The sequence below is a fragment of the Variovorax sp. Root318D1 genome, from assembly GCF_001424835.1.
In the GTDB taxonomy this organism is placed as follows: Bacteria; Pseudomonadota; Gammaproteobacteria; order Burkholderiales; family Burkholderiaceae_C; genus Variovorax.
The window spans coordinates 468,478-485,204 of sequence record NZ_LMCQ01000001.1 but is presented as its reverse complement, the minus strand read 5'-3'; the positions used below and the strand labels follow the sequence as shown (position 1 = coordinate 485,204).

Below are 16,727 nucleotides of genomic sequence, written 5' to 3'. Positions count from 1 at the left end.
CTCGGGCCGACAGCAACACCTTGCTCACAGCGGCTTCAGCTTGGCCGCCGCTGGCACGATCTTCGCGGTGCTGTTGTCCACGATCGCCAGCTCGTACTTGAACTTCTGCCCCTTGACCCATTGGCCGCCCAGCACCGGGGTCTTGCCCACATTGGCGACCGGTCCCCCTTTCCAGTTGACCGGCCCGACCACCGTCGTGAGATCGGTTGCGCGGATCGCATCGCGCACGGCCTTCGGGTCGTGCGGTTTGCCGCTGCGCTTGAGCACGTCGATGGCGACCTCCCACAGCGCGTGCGAGTAGCCGAGCGGCTGCGTCCATTGCTTCTTGCTGGCCGCTTCGTAGTCGGCGGCAATCTTGGCGCTGGTTTCTCCGGTCAGCGACGACTTGAAAGGGAAAGTCGGTGTCCACCAGACCTCGCTGCTCATCCCTTCACCGAGGTCCCCCATCGCCTCCACCGCGGAGGGGAACAGCAAGGCCTTGCCGACCGTGACGATCTTCGGCTTGAAGCCCTGCTGCCGGCACTGGGCCATGAAGGTCTTCAGGTCTTGCGGCAAAGTGATGCCGGCAATGATGTCCACGCCGGCCTTCTTGAACTCGGCGATCTGCGGAGAGAAGTCAGCGGTGAGCGGCTGGAAGAATGGAGGCGTCACGAAGGTGTAGCCCGCTTTGGTGACCGCCGGCGGAAAGCCGAACTCCTTGCTGGCCCAGGCTTCGCCGTCCGTGCTGCGCTCGAACAGGAACCCGATCTTCTTGTTCGTAGTAACGGAACCCCACATGCCGACAAAGCCGGCGATGATGTCTTCCAGCCCCCAGAAGAAGTGGTAGGTCCACTCGAAGGGCTTGTCCGGCTTGCCGCCGCGCGAGAAGAAGTAGCTTTGCCATGGCTGCACGGTCGACAGGCAGGGAACGCCGTTGAGCTCGCACTGGTCGGCCACCGGGTTGATGGTTTCCGACGTGCACGAGGGCAGCATCAGCTGCACCTTGTCCTTCAGGATCAGATTGCCGGCAAGTTCGGCCGCCTTGTTCGGGTTGGACTGGCTGTCACGCACGAGTATCTCGACCGGGTAGGTCTTGCCTCCAGTGGTGATGCCCGACGCCAGCAAGGTGCGCGCCTTGCCGACCATGTACTGGTCGGTCTCGCCAAAGAGTGCATAGGGTCCGGTCAGCGGACTGACAAACCCCAGCTTGATGGATTTTTCCTGGCCGAAAGCCAGGCCGGGAAGGCCAAGTGCTGCGGCGGAGGCAGCGGCTGCAGTGCCCTGAAGAACGAGTCGGCGGTTGCGAGCGTGGGGTGTCATGTTGTCTCCTTGGATTTTTACGAGGGAGCGCGGATGCGCCTTTTCATTCAGACGGTCAGGTATCCGCCGTCCACGGGCAGGGTGACGCCGGTGATGTACCTGGCAGCAGGTGAGCAGAGAAAGACGATGGCGTCGGCCACGTCGGAGGGCTCGCCCCAATGCCCGAGCGGCGTCCGGTCCAGAATTCGCCGGCTGGCGTCTTCGTCGCGGCTCAGCGCTTCCGACAGCGGTGTGGTGATCCAGCCCGGTGCAACAGCGTTCACACGAACCTTCGCGGGCGCATAGCTTTGGGCCAGGGATTTGGTCAGTTGGACCACGCCGCCTTTGCTTGCCGCGTAGGCGGGCCGGTCCGCGCTGCCGAAGGTGCTGAACATCGAGGCGACATTGACGACGCAGCCGCGGGAGCGGATCAGCGCAGGCACGGCCGCATTGCAGGCGCGCATGATCGATGTGAGGTTGACGTCCAGCACGTGCTCGAACACGTCCAACTCATACTCCGCCCGGTCGCGGCTGATGCCGGCGCAGTGGACCAGAATGTCGATCGAGCCCTGCTGCGACAGCATCGCCTGCAGCGCCGGCCCGTCGGTCACATCGAGTTCGACGCAGCGGATGCGGTCGTGCATCGGTGCGTGCTCCCCATCGGCTTTCAGGCCCGCGGCCAGCACGGTCGCCCCGAGTTCTGCCAGGCGCAGCGCAGTGCCGGCGCCAATGCCCGAAGTCCCGCCGATGACGAGGGCGTGGCGCCCGTCGAAAAGTGTCGGTGTAAAAGTCATCTCAGATCCTCTCCATTGGGTGCGACCAGGACCTTCACTTGGTCCTTGTCGGAAATCAGGGCTTCGAATCCTTGGGATACGGCCTGCGAAAGCGACACTTTTCGGGTGACGATCGCGGACGGGTCGATGAGCCCTTTGGCCGTCCACGCAATCAGCGTTGGGAAGACATCCCGGTAGCCAACGCTTGCCGTCAGCCGCAGCTCTCGATTGACGATGTCGAAGATGTCCACCTGGGCCTTGCCCATGAGGCCGACGAGCACCGCCTCTCCACCTTTGCGTAGACACGCGAGCGTCGAGTCGATGGTGGCCTGCAAGCCCGCAACTTCGAATGCGAGTGCAGCCCCCCGGCCTGAAGTGGCTGCGAGGATTTCGCTGGTGCTGTCGTGGCGCGAAGCATCAATGGCCCTGCTGGCCCCCATCGCCGCGGCGAGCGCCAGGCGTCCGGCATGGACATCCACTGCGATGATCTCGCCGGCACCGCACTGGCGCAGCATGGCAACGGTCAACAGGCCCACAGGTCCCATGCCGAAGACCGCACAGGCATCGCCCGGCCGAAGCCCGCTGGTTCGCACGGCGTGCAGCGCGACGGCAGCTGGCTCGAGGACTGCAGCCTGATCGAAGCGCACTTGCTCCGGTAGATCATGGACGGTGTACGCAGGTACCACGACCGTCTCGGCAAGTGCGCCATCGCCCATGAGCCCGACGAACCCCATGGAGATGCAGCGGTTGTACTGTCCCTGGCGGCAGTAGTCGCATGTGCCGCAGCGGTACTCCGGCTCGATCGCAACACGCGCGCCGATACGCACGTCCAGGGCAGCCGATTCGACCACCGTGCCGCAGAACTCGTGCCCCAGCGTCAGCGGTGCGCGCCGCCCCGAGATGGGATGTGCGCATTCGACGGGAATGGCGTGCGGGCCATCGACGTATTCATGCAGATCACTTCCGCAGATGCCGCAATAGGCAACGCGGACGCGCACCTCGCCAGGCTGCAACGCGGAGTCCACCAGGTCCACCAGCCGCAGATCCCGTGGCCCGTGCCAACGCAGTGCCTTCATGGCGCTCAGCGGAACAGCGTGTCGACGTACGCGGCGCCGATACCGACCTTCTCATAGTGCTCGCGGCACATCTGGATGTAGTCGTGCACGTCGAAGTGGCCGGTCGATCCGCCGTTCTCATCGAGCCAGATCAGGGGTCCCTTCACGATGAAGAACACCCGCATCGGATCGGCGTGCTCATACGAAACCAGCGTATGTCCCTCACCCGGCGTCTCGTAGACGAAGTCACCGGCCGTTGCGATCCAGTCATGTTCGAGATAGCCCCATTTGCCCGAGATCGTGTACGCGAAGACCTCGTGCGGGTGGTAATGCCGGTTCACAAGGCCCGGCTTGTCGGAACGCAGCACATCGGCCCACCTGTTCTCGCTGGGCGAGATCCACAGCGGGCGTGAGGACACGGTTTCGCTGAAGGGCACGTAGTAGCGCAGGTCGTCCGTCGCTGCATCGGGAATGTGCACCTCCGGCTTGGCGTCGGGCTTGAACACATTAGCGATCGGGGGAATACCCCGCCAGAACTCAGTTTCGGCATTCATCGTCGTCTCCGTGCAAACAGGTGTGGAGACGCGACTTTGTCTGCGAACGAACGCAGACGCTGTTCCAGGCGGGACGATCTGTTTGCCTGACTTGGACAATCGGCATGCCCCTAGGGATTCCCCTGATGGGGCAGCCACGTGCTGCAGCCGTTCGACAGATAAGATGGATTTCGAGAACCTTTGTACGCTCCTGTACTGCAGTCGGCCTGTCGTCCACACCATGCAATCCACCGCCACGGAGAAGGGTCGTTGCGTCCCCTTCAGGGAAGGCGCAACGGAGTTCGCGCCGGCGCGAGAGCGCTTGCGCTACTGGGAGTCGTATACCGCGTCCGAACTGGTCGGCCTGCGCTGTTCTTCCTATGCAGAAGAAGGCCTCAACGCGCGGCAGCGGAATTTCGATTTGAGCGCGCTGCGCATCGCCGAGATCGTCGGAAACGAACACGTGGTGGAGCGCACGATGCCCATCGTTCGCCGCCATCCGAAGAACTCGCTCTTTGCCTGTCTGCTGTTGGAAGGCGAGGCCTTTTTTTACCAGTCCGGCCGTTGTGACCTAGTCCGCAGTGGCGACCTCATCATCTACAGCACGGCGAAGCCGTACCTGTATGGGTTCACGCGGCCCATGCGCCAGTTGCTGATCGACGTCAAGGCAGACGAACTGTTCGAGTCCGGCGACGACATTTCGCGAGTTTCGTTACTCAAGATCGATGGCAGCCTTCGTGCAGGACAGCTGCTCACACAGCCATTGCGAGACGGGATCATTGGTTTCATAGACAACCCGCTTGCCGATACCGCTCCAGCTTTGCATGAGGAAATTCGCGCGAGGTTGCGGATGCTGCTTCGCCCGTCGGCGCATGACGCGCCTCGAGGAGATGACGTCAACGCTCTGCGACTCTTAAGGGCCGAGCGCTTTATCGCCGAACACCTGGGGAATCGCGAACTCGACGCCGAAGCGGTCGCAAACCACGTGGCCATGTCGTTGCGAAATCTGAACCGGATGTTCGAGAAATACGAGCGCAGCGTCACGCAGTGGATCTGGCAGGAGCGCCTTGCCTTGGCGCAACGCAAGCTCGCCGACGCCGCTTACGCTTCCAGGTCAATCGGCGACATCGCGCTGGACTGCGGCTTCTCCACGCAAGCGCACTTCGCCCGCGAGTTCAAGCAGCGTTACGGATTGACTCCAACGCAGTATCGCGAGGCCCCGTCCAGCGCAAGCCTGTTCGACGGATCGAAAGATTCGCGAGGCAGGTGAATTTTCAGGCACAGGCCTGTCTCGCAACACCGCAAAGAAGTACCTGCTAGCGGGCGATGAACCCTGCAACTTGCGCAGTTGCACGCGTGTCTCAATCCCCTTCGCGTCGGCTTGACTGTCCCATCGAGTCCTCTGAGTTGATTCAGAGCGCACTCGGTGCGGATTGCCTTTGAGCGAACTGGTTGTCGATCGACCATCTGTCTCAGTACCTAAAAAGACCGGAGACAGACATTGGAGACTCAAGTTGTCGACTACATCGTGGTCGGAGCCGGCTCGGCCGGATGTGTGATCGCGCACCGCCTCGTCAAGGCGGGTCACTCCGTTTTGCTGCTCGAGGCGGGTCCGACCGATGCGAGCAAGTTTGTGAAGATGCCGGCGACATTTGTTCGTGTCATCGGGACGGAGCGCTCGTGGGTCTACGAAACCATCCCTCAGCCGCACGCGAACGGCCGCAAGATGTATGTGCCGCAGGGGCGCATGAACGGTGGCGGCAGTTCTCTGAACGCAATGATCTATATCCGTGGCGCGGCCGCGGACTACGACGCATGGGCCGACGCCGGCTGCGCCGATTGGGGCTGGAAGGATGTCCTGCCTGCGTTCAAGCGAGCCGAGAGCAACATGCGCTTCTCCGGTGAGATGCATGGCACCGACGGCCCTCTGCAAGTCAGCGACACGAAGTACCGGCACCCTCTGAGCCTGGCGTTCTTGAAGGCCGCGCAGGAGGCGGGCCTTCCGTACAACGATGACTTCAATAGCGGCACCCAGGAAGGCGTAGGTTTCTACCAGACCACGACGATCAACGGCACGCGCGGCAGCACGGCGGCGACGTACCTTGCCGCCGTGCTCGGCGACCCGAAGCTCACTGTGGTCAATGGTGCCCATGTGCTGCGCGTGATCATCGAGGATGGCAACGCGACCGGCGTCGAGTACCGCCGAGATGATGGTGGAACGGTGAAGGCGCTTGCCAACCGCGAGGTCGTGCTGAGCGCGGGTGCACTCGCGTCGCCCAAGCTGCTGCAGGTGTCGGGCATCGGCCCGGGCGAATTGCTGCGGGAACTGGGTATCCCGGTGCATTGCGACCTGCCGGGCGTAGGCGAGAACTTCCAGGACCATCTGGAAATCATTGCGCATGGCCGCTGCAAGGAGCCGATCAGTCTGCTCGGCCAGGACAAGGGCCTCACGGCTTTGAAGCACGGCGTGCAATGGGAGCTGTTCAAGACTGGCCTTCTCACCTCCAACGTGGTCGAGAGCGGCGGCTTCGTCGACACAGCCGGAACTGGACGTCCTGATGTGCAGTTCCACGTGTTGCCTGTTCTGGTGGGCGACGTGGACCGCCCCATGCCGGAGGTGCATGGCATTTCGATCGACCCCTGCTTCTTGCGCCCGAAGTCGCGTGGATGCGTGCGGGCCATCAGTGCGAATGCCATGGATCCGGTTCAGTTCGATGGAGGCTTCCTGTCGGAGCAGGAAGACGTGGATACGCTCGTGCGCGGCCTCAAGCTGGCACGCCGCATCATGCGGATGCCCTCGCTGCGCAAGGTTGTCGCCGAGGAAATCTACCCCGGCCCTCAGGAGCATCTGCCCGACAGCGAACTGGAGCAGTTCGTGCGCCAGTACGCCAAGACCGTTTATCACCCCGTGGGCACCTGCCGGATAGGAAGCGACCCGATGGCTGTCGTCGATTCCAGGCTGCGCGTGCGCGGCGTGGGACGCCTGCGCGTGTGCGATGCCTCGGTGATGCCCACCATCTGCAGCGGCAACACCAATGCGCCCACCATCATGATCGCTGAGCGCGGTGCCGAGTTCATGCTCGGCCGCTGAGCGGTGCGATCTCTTCTCTCTGTTCAGCAACCACCACATCCCGCACCATGAACCCCAAAGACCTTTCCCAGCAGGAGTTGGCACGCATCGGCTTCCTCTCGCGGCGCAGCTTCGACAATTTCATCGACGGCGTATTCCGGGAATCCCGCAGCGGCAAGCGCATCGATGTCGTCGATCCCGCGTCTGAAATGGTCGTGGCCACCACGCCCGACAGTGACGCGGGCGACGTGGATGCCGCAGTCGCGGCGGCGCGAAGGGCATTGGAGGACTCCGCCTGGTCCAGGATGCGGCCCGCTGACCGCGAGCGCGCCTTGTTCCGCCTCTCCCAACTGATCGAAGATCACGCGGACGAACTGAGCGCCATGGAAACCTTGCAAAGTGGCAAGTTGCAGGGTGTTGCGCGCATGATCGACGTGGGCTTCTCTGCCGAGTTCGTGCGCTATATGGCCGGCTGGGCCACCAAGCTCGAAGGCAGCACGCTGCAGCCCTCGATTCCGTTTCCGCCAGGAGCCCGCTACCACACCTACACGCAGCGCGAACCCGTCGGCGTGGTCGGCGCGGTCGTGCCCTGGAACTTCCCGCTGGCGATCGCGCTCTGGAAGATTGCACCTGCCTTGGCAGCGGGATGCACCGTGGTGCTCAAGCCATCGCCCGAGACGCCGTTGACCGCCTTGCGCTTGGCCGCACTCGCGCTGGAGGCGGGCATTCCCGCGGGTGCACTCAACGTCGTGTGTGGAGGCAGCACCGCTGGCGCAGCCTTGTGCGCGCACCCGGGTGTCGACAAGATCAGCTTTACCGGCAGCACGCAAACCGGACGTGCCATCGGCCGAACCGCGGTTGACCGCATGGCACGTTTCACGCTGGAGTTGGGTGGAAAGTCTCCCATGATCGTCTTGCCGGATGCCGACCCTGTCGCCGCCGCCGCAGGCGCCGCCATGGGCATCTTCTTCAACCAGGGCCAGGTCTGCGCCGCAAGTTCGCGGTTGTATGTTCACCGCAGCCTGTTCGACCAGGTCGTGAACGAAGTGGCACGCCAGGCAGAGGGAATGCGTATCGGCTCCGGGTTCGACGCGACCGCGCAGCTGGGGCCCGTTGTCTCACGCCGCCATTTCGACCGGGTCATGGGTTTCATTGACGGCGCACTCCGCGACGGAGCCACGGCACTGACCGGGGGCGAGCGCGCACGCGATGCCGGCTGCTTCATCAAGCCCACGGTGTTCGTCGACGTGAACCCCGGCATGCAGGTTGTGCGCGAAGAGGTTTTCGGACCCGTGCTCGTCGCCATGCCATTCGACGATGTGGAGGACGCCATCCGCCAGGCCAACGACACCCCGTTCGGACTGACAGCCAGCGTGTGGTCGAACGATCTGTCCGCCGTGCACCGGATGATCCCCCGCATCAAGGCCGGCACGGTCTGGGTCAACACCCACAACCTGCTCGACGCGAACCTGCCATTCGGTGGCTACAAGCAAAGCGGTTTCGGCCGCGATCTTGGTCGCGCTGCGGTCGAGTCTTATACGGAACAGAAGAGCGTCTGCATGTCCATCTAGCGTGCCGCTCTATCTACAAGAACAAGGCCGACGGCCAACGCCAGGAGACAAAGAGATGCCCACACGCCGCACATTTGCAAGCCAGCTCGCCGCCATGGCGGCCCTCGGCACGACCCCGATGCGCGATGCGCATTCGCAAGGCACGCCGCTCGCGAGAATACTGGTCGGCTTTCCGCCAGGAGGCGCCACGGACGCGGTGGCGCGACGTTTGGCCGAAAAGCTGCGAGGCAGCTACGCAAACACCGTCGTGGTCGAAAACAAGCCAGGCGCGGCCATGCAAATTTCCATTTCGGCGCTGAAGGACAGTGCGCCGGATGGGAACACCTTGCTGTTGTCGCCCACCGCGCCGTTCTCCGTCTATCCCTTTACCTACCGCAAGCTCCCCTACGTCGCAGAGGACGTGGCGCCCGTGTCTTCGATCTGCTCGTTCGCCTTCGGGTTCGCCGTGGGCCCGGCAGTACCTGCGAGCGTACGGGGTATCAAGGACTACATCGCCTGGTGCAAGGCGAATCCGACCCACGCCAACTTTGGCTCGCCCGCCGCAGGCTCCACGCCCCATCTGCTTGGCATCCTGCTATCCAAGCTTTCAAACACCGAATTGACGCATGTCGGCTATCGCGGAGACGCGCCCGGACTGCAGGACCTGATGGGCGGCCAGGTGTCCGCTTATTCATCGACCGTGGGAAGCTTCCTGCCGCATCTCAAAAGCGGAAGGCTTCGACTCATCGCTGTTTCGGGGAATGGCCGCAACGCGTTCGTTCCCGAAGTGCCCACGTACCGTGAGCAGGGATATGCAATCACGGCCACGGAGTCGTTTGGCTTGTTCCTTCCGGGAAGGACCTCACAAGATATCGTGCGTCGCGCAGCTGCCTATGTTCAGCCAGTTCTGGCGCAGGGGGAAATGATCGCTGCATTGGGAGACGTCGGCATGACTGCGAAATCCAGCACTCCGCAAGCTCTGGCCGACCTCATCAAGGCCGATACCGAGGAATGGCGCCGCTTGATCAAACTCGTCGGCTTTACGGCGGAGTCCTGATACGTTTCGTCGAATGGGCCGGGTCAAGAGCGATGCGCGGGCGCAGCTGACGGCTTCCGCTTGAGCTTCGACAGCCAGCGCGCGCCGGCATCGAAGCCGCGGCAGGCACCGACCGCGATCGCACCGGTCACGGCCAGCATGGCCGCGGTATGAACGCCGACCGCCGCGAACGCCAGCAGCAGCGAGCCCGATGCGCCGATCTCGCGGGCCGACGCGTCACCCATGCACAGCGGGATCAGCGCCGGCACCAGCATCAGGCCCGCGCCGTGCGCGGTGGACATCATGAAGGACCAGACCGCCATCCCGGCGTGACCGGCCGGCCCGCGCGCCGCACCCGGTGTGCGGCTCGACAAGTGAAGCGCCGCGAAGACGACGATCAGCACGCCAGCCGAAATCTGAAGCACGACGCGGTCCATCGACAGCCCGAAGGCCACCGCCGCGGCCACGAACGCCACCGAGGCGGCGTGCCCGATGGCGATCGGCACCAGCGCCCGCAAGGCTTGCGTGCGGTCGCGCGAGCGCACACCCCAGGCCGCGGCCCACATCCAGCCAGTGGCGGGGTTCAGGCCGTGAAGGGCACCGACGCCTGCCACCACGAGCCATGGCCAAAGGTTTGCCATGAGACGCTCTCGAGGACAGGTTCAGTCGGATCCGTGGCAGCACGAGCCCGCAGCGGCCGCCGGCTTCGCGGCCGACGCCGGGGACTCGTAGCGGTCGTGGTGCCGCACCCAGTCCATCGCATGGACCGGGTTGGGTTCGTTCCTTCCCTTGGGCGTGAGGTCGAGCAGGTTGTAGGTGCCCATCATGGCTTCCACGCCGCGCTCGTAGGTCGAGTAGGTGTGAAAGACCTCGCCCGCATCGTCTTTGTAGAACACGCTGATGCCGGGTGCCTCTTGCGCCGGGAAGGGGCGCACGCTGTAGTTGTAGTAGACCTCGCCCTTGCCATCGGCCCACTCCTGCGGCTTGAAGCTGACGTTGAAGTCATAGTTGAAGTCGCTGCCATGCGACGACACCCACTTGAACTGCCAGCCCATGCGACGGCGAAAGCGCTCGATCTGGTCCAGCGGCGCGCGCGAGACGGCCAACAGCGTGACGTCTCGGTTCTCCAGGTGCACCTTCATTCCGTCCAGGTGATCGGACATGAAGGAGCAGCTTGGGCAGCCTTGCTCCCAATCGGGGCCGAGCATGAAGTGCTGCACCAGCAGCTGGCGCCGGCCTTCGAACAGGTCGGCCAACGCGCGCGGGCCCTCGGGTGTGTCGAAGACGTAGCTCTTGTCGATGCGGCTCCACGGCAGCGCGCGACGCTCGCGGGCGATCTGGTCGCGCAGGTGGGTCAGTTCCTTTTCGCGCGCCAGCAGCGCCTTGTGCTGGGCGAGCCATCGGTCCTTGGACACGACGGGATGGTTGGCGGCACTGGTTTCGGCGATGGCGGTGTTCATGCGTTTCTCCTTCGCTTGTCAGGCCTTGGTGGCTCTCGGGCGCCGCACGGCGCGGACCTTGCCGCTGCCGCCGCCACCGCAATAGAAGAGGTCGGCGCCATCGGACTCGAGCCCGCTCACGCCTGCGCCACGCGGCATCTCCAGGCGCTCGAGCACGGCGCCGTCGGCGGGGTCGATGCGGCGCAGCTCGCTCTCGTCGTTCTCCCAGGTGCCGTGCCACAGCTCGCCATCGACCCAGGTCACGCCGGTGACGAAGCGGTTCGATTCAATGGTGCGCAACACTGCGCCGCTCACCGGATCGATCTGATGGATCTTTCGATCGCGATGCTGCCCGACCCACAGGCTGCCCTCGGCCCAGGTCAGGCCCGAGTCGCCGCCGTGGCCGGGCGCGGGGATCGATGACAGCACCTTGCCGCTGGCCGGATCGATCTTGTCGATGCGCGCCTCGGCAATTTGGTAGAGATAGGTGCCGTCGAAGGCGGTACCCGCATCGCAGACGCAATCGAGGGTGCGCGTGGTCTCGCCGCTCGCAGGATCGAAGGCGACCAGCTTCGTCCCCGCGGCCGCCCAGACGCGCTGGCCGTCGTGGGTCACGCCGGCCACGCTGCCGTCACCGCCAAAGGGCCCGTATTCACGCACGATCTCGGCCGCACGCGGCACGACCGGGGACTTGTCTTTCTTGCTGGCTGTGGTGCTGTTCATCAGTTGCTCCTTGTGTGGGCGGGCGCCGGGATCGGTGCCGTGGAGACAACTCTATTCAATCGGCAGCGCGGCGGGGAGTAACAAGATCGTCGTGAATCCCGCGAGCGGCGGTGCCAGCCAGCGCTGCGCCCGCGCCCGGCCGATCGAGCGCACCCGGCCTTCGGCTTCCAGCTCGACGAGCGCGCGCTGGACTGTGCGCTGGCTCGCATCCAATGCCAGCGCGAGCGCCGAGGTCGACCACGCCGCGCCATCGGACAACAGCGCCACCAGAGAGGCCTGCTCGCCGTCGATGGGCGGTGCGAGCACGACCACGTCGCGTGTGTCGCGCGGCTTGAGCGCAAAGCCGCGTGCCGTGGCCTCGATGCCGGCTTGCGGGGCGATCAGCGCGCGCAGGCGGCCGATCTCGACCCGCAGGCGCGCGCGATGCGTCTCGTCCGGGCGGCGGGTGTTGAACGCGTAAGCGATCAAGGCTTCGCGATCGACGTCCCCGGGCCACGCCTCGGCCAATGCACGCGCCAGTGCAAAGAGCACCGGCCGGCGCGCCAGCGGCCGCCAAGAATCGCTGGCACCCACGCCGCGGCGGCAGGCGTCGACCACCAGCGCATTCGATGCCAGCAGCGCCGCGACTTCACCCAGACGCAGCGCCTGCTCGCCACCGGGAAAGAGGCGCCGGGCGGCGGGGCGGTCGAGTGCGGCCTGCGTCTCCGCAACCTCAGCCAGCAGCGCCGGCACGCGCGCGCGGCCGGCCGCCTCGTGCGCGCGGGCGAGCGCAGCGCGTGCCGGACCGATGCGCAGCGAGCGCAGCGCCAGTTCTGCCGTGGTGAGTTCGGCCACCGCCGCCAGCGAAGGAGGCAGGTCGCGTGCGTCCAGCGGCGCCAGTGCAGCCGCGGCCGCTTCCAATCGGCCGAGCAGCAGCAGCCGCCGCGCCGCGATGAGCCGCGCCTGCAACGCATTGGCGCGGTCAGCGTGCGCATCGAGCGTATCCGCCGCCGCCGCCAGCGCGCGCGGCGAGCCGCCGAAATCGCGCATGGCCATGGCCACCTCGGCCTCGGCCACGACGCAGCGTGCGCGCGCCAGTTCTTCATGGACCCCGAAGCCGCGGCTGGCGCGCCGCAGCAGTTCGCGCGCGCGCGGATGCTCGCCCAGCTGGGCCATCGCGATGCCGCGCAGGGCCAGCGCGGGCGGGTCTTCGCGCAGGGCGACCCGCTTGAGGGCGCCGAGTGCGTCGCCGGCCGCGAGCGCGCGCGCGGAGGCGGCAATCAGGGAATCCATGCCGCGAGGTTACCCCGGGGCGCAGCGCTGGATACGGGCGGACGCGCTATTCGAGCAGCGCCCGGTGAATCCGGATCGCTTCGGCCGAGACCGGGTTCAGTTCCCCGGATCCGTCGGCATCCAGGTGCGCGAGCAGCTCCCTGCGCATGCGCGGCTCCCAGAATCGCTTGAGATGCTGCGCCAGGTCATGCAGGGCCTCGCTGCGGTCGGGCATGGCTTCGAAGAAGCTGCCCATCTGGTTCACCATGCGAATCAACTGTTCGACGTGCATTGCAGAAAACCTCAGACGTTGGCAGGCGAGCCGTTCAGCCGCCACGGGTGGGTGTAGATGACCAGGTCGTCGCCGCGCACGAAGCCCGCCAGCGTCAGGCCGGCGTCTAGCGCCACCGTCGTGGCCAGCGAGGTCGAGGCCGACACCGCCGCCAGCAGCGGCACGCCGGCTGCGACGGTCTTTTGCACCATCTCGAAACTCGCGCGGCTGGTCACGGCGATGAAGCCCGTGGCGGCATCCACCGTGCTTTTTGCGAGCGCGCCCACGAGCTTGTCGAGCGCGTTGTGCCGCCCGACGTCCTCGCGCACCAGCAGGGCTTCGCCATTCGCGGTGCACCAGGCCGCCGCGTGCACGGCGCCGGTGACCTTCTGCAGCACCTGCAGCGATGCAAGCTCCCGCATGCCGCGGGCGACGGCGTTCTTCGAAAGCGCCGGGCCGCGCGGCAGGGGAGGCAGCGCACGCGCGACGTGCGCCAGGCTTTCGGTGCCGCACAACCCGCAGCCGGTGCGTCCGGCCATCGAGCGGCGGCGTTCCTTCAGCCGCGCGAAGGCCGCGCTCGCCACGTCGAGCTTGAGCGTGATGCCTTCGGGCGCGAACTCCTCCTCGATGCCGTAGAGCTCACCGCGCCCGAGCAGGATGCCCTCGCTGAGCGCGAAGCCCAGCGCAAAGTCGGCCAAGTCGGTCGGCGTTGCAAGCATCACGGCGTGCGCAATGCCATTGAACTCCAGCGCGACCGGCACCTCCACGGCCACCCAGTCGCGGTTGTCGAAAGCCTGACGTGCGCGCACGCCGCGCACGGGCAAGAGCTCCGCGCCTCCAGGCCGCAGCGGTACGTCGGCCAGGTTCATTTGGTTGCCGCCGTTTCTGCCGCCTGTTCGAGCCGCTTGTTCAGCAGCTCTTCCTGCAGGGCATTGAACCGGCTGTACTCCTGCTGCCATTCGGAAGGCTGCATCACCGGCATCACCTGCACCGCGGTCACCTTGAACTCGGGACAGTTGGTGGCCCAGTCGGAGTTGTCGGTGGTGATCACGTTGGCGCCCGATTCGGGGAAGTGGAAGGTGGTGTACACCACGCCCGGCTGCACGCGTTCGGTGATGGTGGCCCGCAGCACGGTTTCACCGGCCCGGCTCTTGATGCCGACCCAGTCGCCCTCGCCGATGCCGCGGTCCTCGGCGTCGTTCGGATGGATTTCCAGCCGGTCCTCGCTGTGCCACTGGTTGTTCTCGGTGCGGCGGGTCTGCGCGCCCACGTTGTACTGCGAGAGGATGCGCCCGGTGGTCAGGATCAGCGGGTACATGCGCGTGACCTTCTCGTCGGTCGGCACGTACTGCGTGATGATGAACTTGCCCTTGCCGCGCACGAACTCGCCGATGTGCATGGTCGGCGTGCCCTCCGGCGCGGCCTCGTTGCACGGCCACTGCACGCTGCCCAGCTTTGCCAGCTTGGCGTAGCTCACGCCCGTGAAGGTCGGCGTGAGCGCGGCGATCTCGTTCATGATCTCCTCGGCGCTCGCGTAGTTCATGGGGTAGCCCAGCGCATTCGAGAGCAGCTGCGTCACCTCCCAGTCGGCATAGCCGGCCTTGGGCGGCATGACCTTGGTGACGCGCGAGATGCGGCGCTCGGCATTGGTGAAGGTGCCGTCCTTCTCCAGGAACGACGCGCCCGGCAGGAACACGTGCGCGTACTTGGCGGTTTCGTTCAGGAACAGGTCCTGCACCACGATGCATTCCATCGCCATCATGGCCTCGGCCACGTGCTGCGTGTTCGGGTCCGACTGGACCACGTCCTCGCCTTCGCAATACAGGCCCTTGAAGCTGCCGGTGATGGCGGCATCGAACATGTTGGGAATGCGCAGGCCCGGTTCAGGCCGCAGCTCCACGCCCCACGCGGATTCGAAGCTGCCGCGCGCGGTGCTGTCGGACACATGGCGGTAGCCCGGCAACTCATGCGGGAACGACCCCATGTCGCAGGAACCCTGCACGTTGTTCTGGCCGCGCAGCGGATTCACGCCCACGCCTTCGCGGCCCACGTTGCCGGTGGCCATGGCGAGGTTGGCGATGCCCATCACCATGGTCGAGCCCTGGCTGTGCTCCGTGACGCCCAGGCCGTAGTAGATGGCGGCATTCCGCTTGCCGTCATGGCCCAGTGCGAAGAGCCGCGCGGCGGCGCGCAGGTCGGCGGCCGGCACGCCCGTCACCGGTTCCATCGCCTCGGGCGAGTTGGCCGGGCGCGCGACGAATTCACGCCACTCGTTGAACGACTTGGCCTCGCAGCGCTCGGCCACGAAGGCTTCGTCGACCAAACCTTCGGTCACGATCACGTGCGCCATCGCACTGATCACCGCCACGTTGGTGCCGGGCTTGAGCTTGAGGTGATGGTCGGCCTTGACGTGCGGCGACTTCACCAAGTCGATGGTGCGCGGGTCGATCACGATCAGCCGAGCGCCGGCGCGCAGGCGCCGCTTTATGCGCGACGCGAACACCGGGTGACCATCCGACGGGTTGGCGCCGATCACCATGATCACGTCCGACTTCTCGACCGACTTGAAGGTCTGCGTGCCGGCCGATTCGCCCATGGTCTGCTTCAGCCCGTAGCCGGTGGGCGAGTGGCACACGCGCGCGCAGGTGTCGACGTTGTTGTTGCCGAAGGCCGCGCGCACCAGCTTCTGCACCAGGTAGCCCTCTTCGTTGGTGCAGCGCGAGGACACCAGGCCGCCGATGGAATCGGTGCCGTACTTGGCCTGGATGCGGCGGAACTCGCTGGCGGCGTAATTGACGGCTTCGTCCCAGCTCACCTCCTGCCACGGGTCGGTGATCTTGCTGCGGATCATGGGCTTGAGTACCCGGTCTTTGTGAGTGGCGTAGCCCCAAGCGAAGCGGCCCTTCACGCACGAATGGCCTTCATTGGCCTTGCCGTCCTTCCAGGGCACCATGCGCACCACTTCGTTGCCCTTCATCTCGGCCTTGAAGCCGCAGCCCACGCCGCAGTAGGCGCACGTGGTGATGGCGCTGTGCTCGGGCTGGCCCAGCCAGATCACCGACTTCTCCTGCAGCGTGGCGGTGGGGCAGGCCTGTACGCAGGCGCCGCAGCTCACGCAATCGGATTCCATGAAGGGCTGGTCCTGCCCCGCCGACACGCGCGACTCGAAGCCGCGGCCGCTGATGGTGAGCGCGAAGGTGCCTTGCGTCTCTTCGCACGCACGCACGCAGCGGTTGCAGACGATGCACTTGGACGGGTCGTAGGTGAAGTAGGGGTTGGATTCGTCCTTAGCATTGTTCAGGTGGTTGGCGCCGCCGTCGCCGTAGCGCACATTGCGCAGCCCGGTCACGCCGGCCATGTCCTGCAGCTCGCAGTCGCCGTTGGCGGCGCAGGTGAGGCAGTCGAGCGGATGGTCGGAGATGTAGAGCTCCATCACGCCCTTGCGCAGTTCCTGCAGCTTCGGGCTTTGCGTGCGCACCTTCATGCCGGCCTCGGCCGGCGTGGTGCACGACGCCGGATAGCCCTTGCGCCCATCGATCTCCACCAGGCAGAGCCGGCAGGAGCCGAAGGGCTCCAGGCTGTCGGTCGCGCACAGCTTGGGCACCTGCACGCCGGCATCGACGGCCGCGCGCATCAGCGAGGTGCCCTTGGCCACCGTCACCGGCGTGCCGTCGATCTCGAGTGTGACTTCCTCGGTGGACTCGCGCCTGGGCGTGCCGTAGTCGATCTCTTGCGATGGGTTCAGCAT

General features: G+C 65.6%; 15 protein-coding genes. 4 read left to right on the top strand and 11 right to left on the bottom strand.

Annotation, left to right across the window (positions count from 1 at the left end):
- Positions 1–24: 24 nt before the first annotated feature.
- From ASC78_RS02220 to ASC78_RS02205, 4 genes are read right to left on the bottom strand one after another with little or no spacing between them, the layout of a single operon-like run.
- Positions 25–1,299 (bottom strand): ABC transporter substrate-binding protein, encoded by a 1,275-nt coding sequence (locus ASC78_RS02220; protein WP_055795700.1) that lies wholly within the window; start codon positions 1,297–1,299, stop codon positions 25–27.
- 47 nt (positions 1,300–1,346) lie between these two features.
- Positions 1,347–2,072, bottom strand: a complete 726-nt coding sequence (locus tag ASC78_RS02215; RefSeq protein ID WP_055795698.1) for an SDR family NAD(P)-dependent oxidoreductase — start codon at positions 2,070–2,072, stop codon at positions 1,347–1,349.
- Positions 2,069–3,127, bottom strand: coding sequence for a 2,3-butanediol dehydrogenase (locus ASC78_RS02210; RefSeq protein WP_055795696.1), 1,059 nt, complete (start codon positions 3,125–3,127; stop codon positions 2,069–2,071). The genes ASC78_RS02215 and ASC78_RS02210 overlap by 4 nt, the downstream gene beginning before the upstream one ends.
- Before the next feature lie 5 nt (positions 3,128–3,132).
- Positions 3,133–3,660 (bottom strand): 2,4'-dihydroxyacetophenone dioxygenase family protein, encoded by a 528-nt coding sequence (locus ASC78_RS02205; RefSeq protein WP_055795694.1) that lies wholly within the window; start codon positions 3,658–3,660, stop codon positions 3,133–3,135.
- Positions 3,661–3,880: 220 nt separating this feature from the next.
- On the opposite strand from ASC78_RS02205, the gene ASC78_RS26800 reads away from it, so the two are divergent.
- The 4 genes from ASC78_RS26800 to ASC78_RS02185 all read left to right on the top strand — a co-directional run bounded on the left by ASC78_RS26800 (position 3,881) and on the right by ASC78_RS02185 (position 9,316).
- The gene (locus ASC78_RS26800) at positions 3,881–4,909 is read left to right on the top strand and encodes a helix-turn-helix domain-containing protein (protein ID WP_162246076.1); all 1,029 of its coding nucleotides are present in this window, start codon (positions 3,881–3,883) and stop codon (positions 4,907–4,909) included.
- A 231-nt stretch (positions 4,910–5,140) separates the two neighbouring features.
- On the top strand, positions 5,141–6,730 hold the full coding sequence (locus tag ASC78_RS02195; protein WP_055795691.1) for a GMC family oxidoreductase: 1,590 nt from the start codon (positions 5,141–5,143) through the stop codon (positions 6,728–6,730).
- Positions 6,731–6,777: 47 nt separating this feature from the next.
- Positions 6,778–8,280, top strand: a complete 1,503-nt coding sequence (locus ASC78_RS02190) for an aldehyde dehydrogenase family protein (RefSeq protein ID WP_055795689.1) — start codon at positions 6,778–6,780, stop codon at positions 8,278–8,280.
- A 55-nt stretch (positions 8,281–8,335) separates the two neighbouring features.
- Positions 8,336–9,316, top strand: a complete 981-nt coding sequence (locus ASC78_RS02185) for a tripartite tricarboxylate transporter substrate-binding protein (protein WP_055795687.1) — start codon at positions 8,336–8,338, stop codon at positions 9,314–9,316.
- Positions 9,317–9,339: 23 nt separating this feature from the next.
- On the opposite strand, the gene ASC78_RS02180 is transcribed toward ASC78_RS02185, so the two are convergent.
- From ASC78_RS02180 to fdhF, 7 genes are read right to left on the bottom strand one after another with little or no spacing between them, the layout of a single operon-like run.
- Complete coding sequence (locus ASC78_RS02180; protein WP_055795685.1) at positions 9,340–9,936, bottom strand: hypothetical protein; 597 nt, start codon at positions 9,934–9,936, stop codon at positions 9,340–9,342.
- Between the two features lie 21 nt (positions 9,937–9,957).
- The gene (locus ASC78_RS02175) at positions 9,958–10,755 is read right to left on the bottom strand and encodes a DUF899 domain-containing protein (protein WP_055795684.1); all 798 of its coding nucleotides are present in this window, start codon (positions 10,753–10,755) and stop codon (positions 9,958–9,960) included.
- An 18-nt stretch (positions 10,756–10,773) separates the two neighbouring features.
- Complete coding sequence (locus ASC78_RS02170; protein WP_055795682.1) at positions 10,774–11,457, bottom strand: Vgb family protein; 684 nt, start codon at positions 11,455–11,457, stop codon at positions 10,774–10,776.
- Positions 11,458–11,508: 51 nt separating this feature from the next.
- On the bottom strand, positions 11,509–12,729 hold the full coding sequence (locus tag ASC78_RS02165) for a hypothetical protein (protein ID WP_055795680.1): 1,221 nt from the start codon (positions 12,727–12,729) through the stop codon (positions 11,509–11,511).
- A 46-nt stretch (positions 12,730–12,775) separates the two neighbouring features.
- A complete protein-coding gene (locus ASC78_RS02160) occupies positions 12,776–13,000 on the bottom strand; it encodes a formate dehydrogenase subunit delta (RefSeq protein ID WP_055795678.1) in 225 nt (74 codons plus the stop codon).
- 11 nt (positions 13,001–13,011) lie between these two features.
- A complete protein-coding gene (gene fdhD, locus ASC78_RS02155) occupies positions 13,012–13,848 on the bottom strand; it encodes a formate dehydrogenase accessory sulfurtransferase FdhD (protein WP_055795676.1) in 837 nt (278 codons plus the stop codon).
- Positions 13,845–16,727 (bottom strand): formate dehydrogenase subunit alpha, encoded by a 2,883-nt coding sequence (gene fdhF / locus ASC78_RS02150; RefSeq protein WP_055795674.1) that lies wholly within the window; start codon positions 16,725–16,727, stop codon positions 13,845–13,847. The genes fdhD and fdhF overlap by 4 nt, the downstream gene beginning before the upstream one ends.

What these genes read in the sequence shown, in the direction of transcription:
- ASC78_RS02215 (WP_055795698.1), bottom strand. Translation starts at nt 2,072, where the DNA reads ATGACTTTTACACCGACACTTTTCGACGGGCGCCACGCCCTCGTCATC.
- fdhF (WP_055795674.1), bottom strand. Translation starts at nt 16,727, where the DNA reads ATGCTGAACCCATCGCAAGAGATCGACTACGGCACGCCCAGGCGCGAG.
- fdhD (WP_055795676.1), bottom strand. Translation starts at nt 13,848, where the DNA reads ATGAACCTGGCCGACGTACCGCTGCGGCCTGGAGGCGCGGAGCTCTTG.
- ASC78_RS02190 (WP_055795689.1), top strand. Translation starts at nt 6,778, where the DNA reads ATGAACCCCAAAGACCTTTCCCAGCAGGAGTTGGCACGCATCGGCTTC.
- ASC78_RS26800 (WP_162246076.1), top strand. Translation starts at nt 3,881, where the DNA reads ATGCAATCCACCGCCACGGAGAAGGGTCGTTGCGTCCCCTTCAGGGAA.
- ASC78_RS02185 (WP_055795687.1), top strand. Translation starts at nt 8,336, where the DNA reads ATGCCCACACGCCGCACATTTGCAAGCCAGCTCGCCGCCATGGCGGCC.
- ASC78_RS02220 (WP_055795700.1), bottom strand. Translation starts at nt 1,299, where the DNA reads ATGACACCCCACGCTCGCAACCGCCGACTCGTTCTTCAGGGCACTGCA.
- ASC78_RS02170 (WP_055795682.1), bottom strand. Translation starts at nt 11,457, where the DNA reads ATGAACAGCACCACAGCCAGCAAGAAAGACAAGTCCCCGGTCGTGCCG.
- ASC78_RS02160 (WP_055795678.1), bottom strand. Translation starts at nt 13,000, where the DNA reads ATGCACGTCGAACAGTTGATTCGCATGGTGAACCAGATGGGCAGCTTC.
- ASC78_RS02175 (WP_055795684.1), bottom strand. Translation starts at nt 10,755, where the DNA reads ATGAACACCGCCATCGCCGAAACCAGTGCCGCCAACCATCCCGTCGTG.
- ASC78_RS02205 (WP_055795694.1), bottom strand. Translation starts at nt 3,660, where the DNA reads ATGAATGCCGAAACTGAGTTCTGGCGGGGTATTCCCCCGATCGCTAAT.
- ASC78_RS02210 (WP_055795696.1), bottom strand. Translation starts at nt 3,127, where the DNA reads ATGAAGGCACTGCGTTGGCACGGGCCACGGGATCTGCGGCTGGTGGAC.
- ASC78_RS02180 (WP_055795685.1), bottom strand. Translation starts at nt 9,936, where the DNA reads ATGGCAAACCTTTGGCCATGGCTCGTGGTGGCAGGCGTCGGTGCCCTT.
- ASC78_RS02165 (WP_055795680.1), bottom strand. Translation starts at nt 12,729, where the DNA reads ATGGATTCCCTGATTGCCGCCTCCGCGCGCGCGCTCGCGGCCGGCGAC.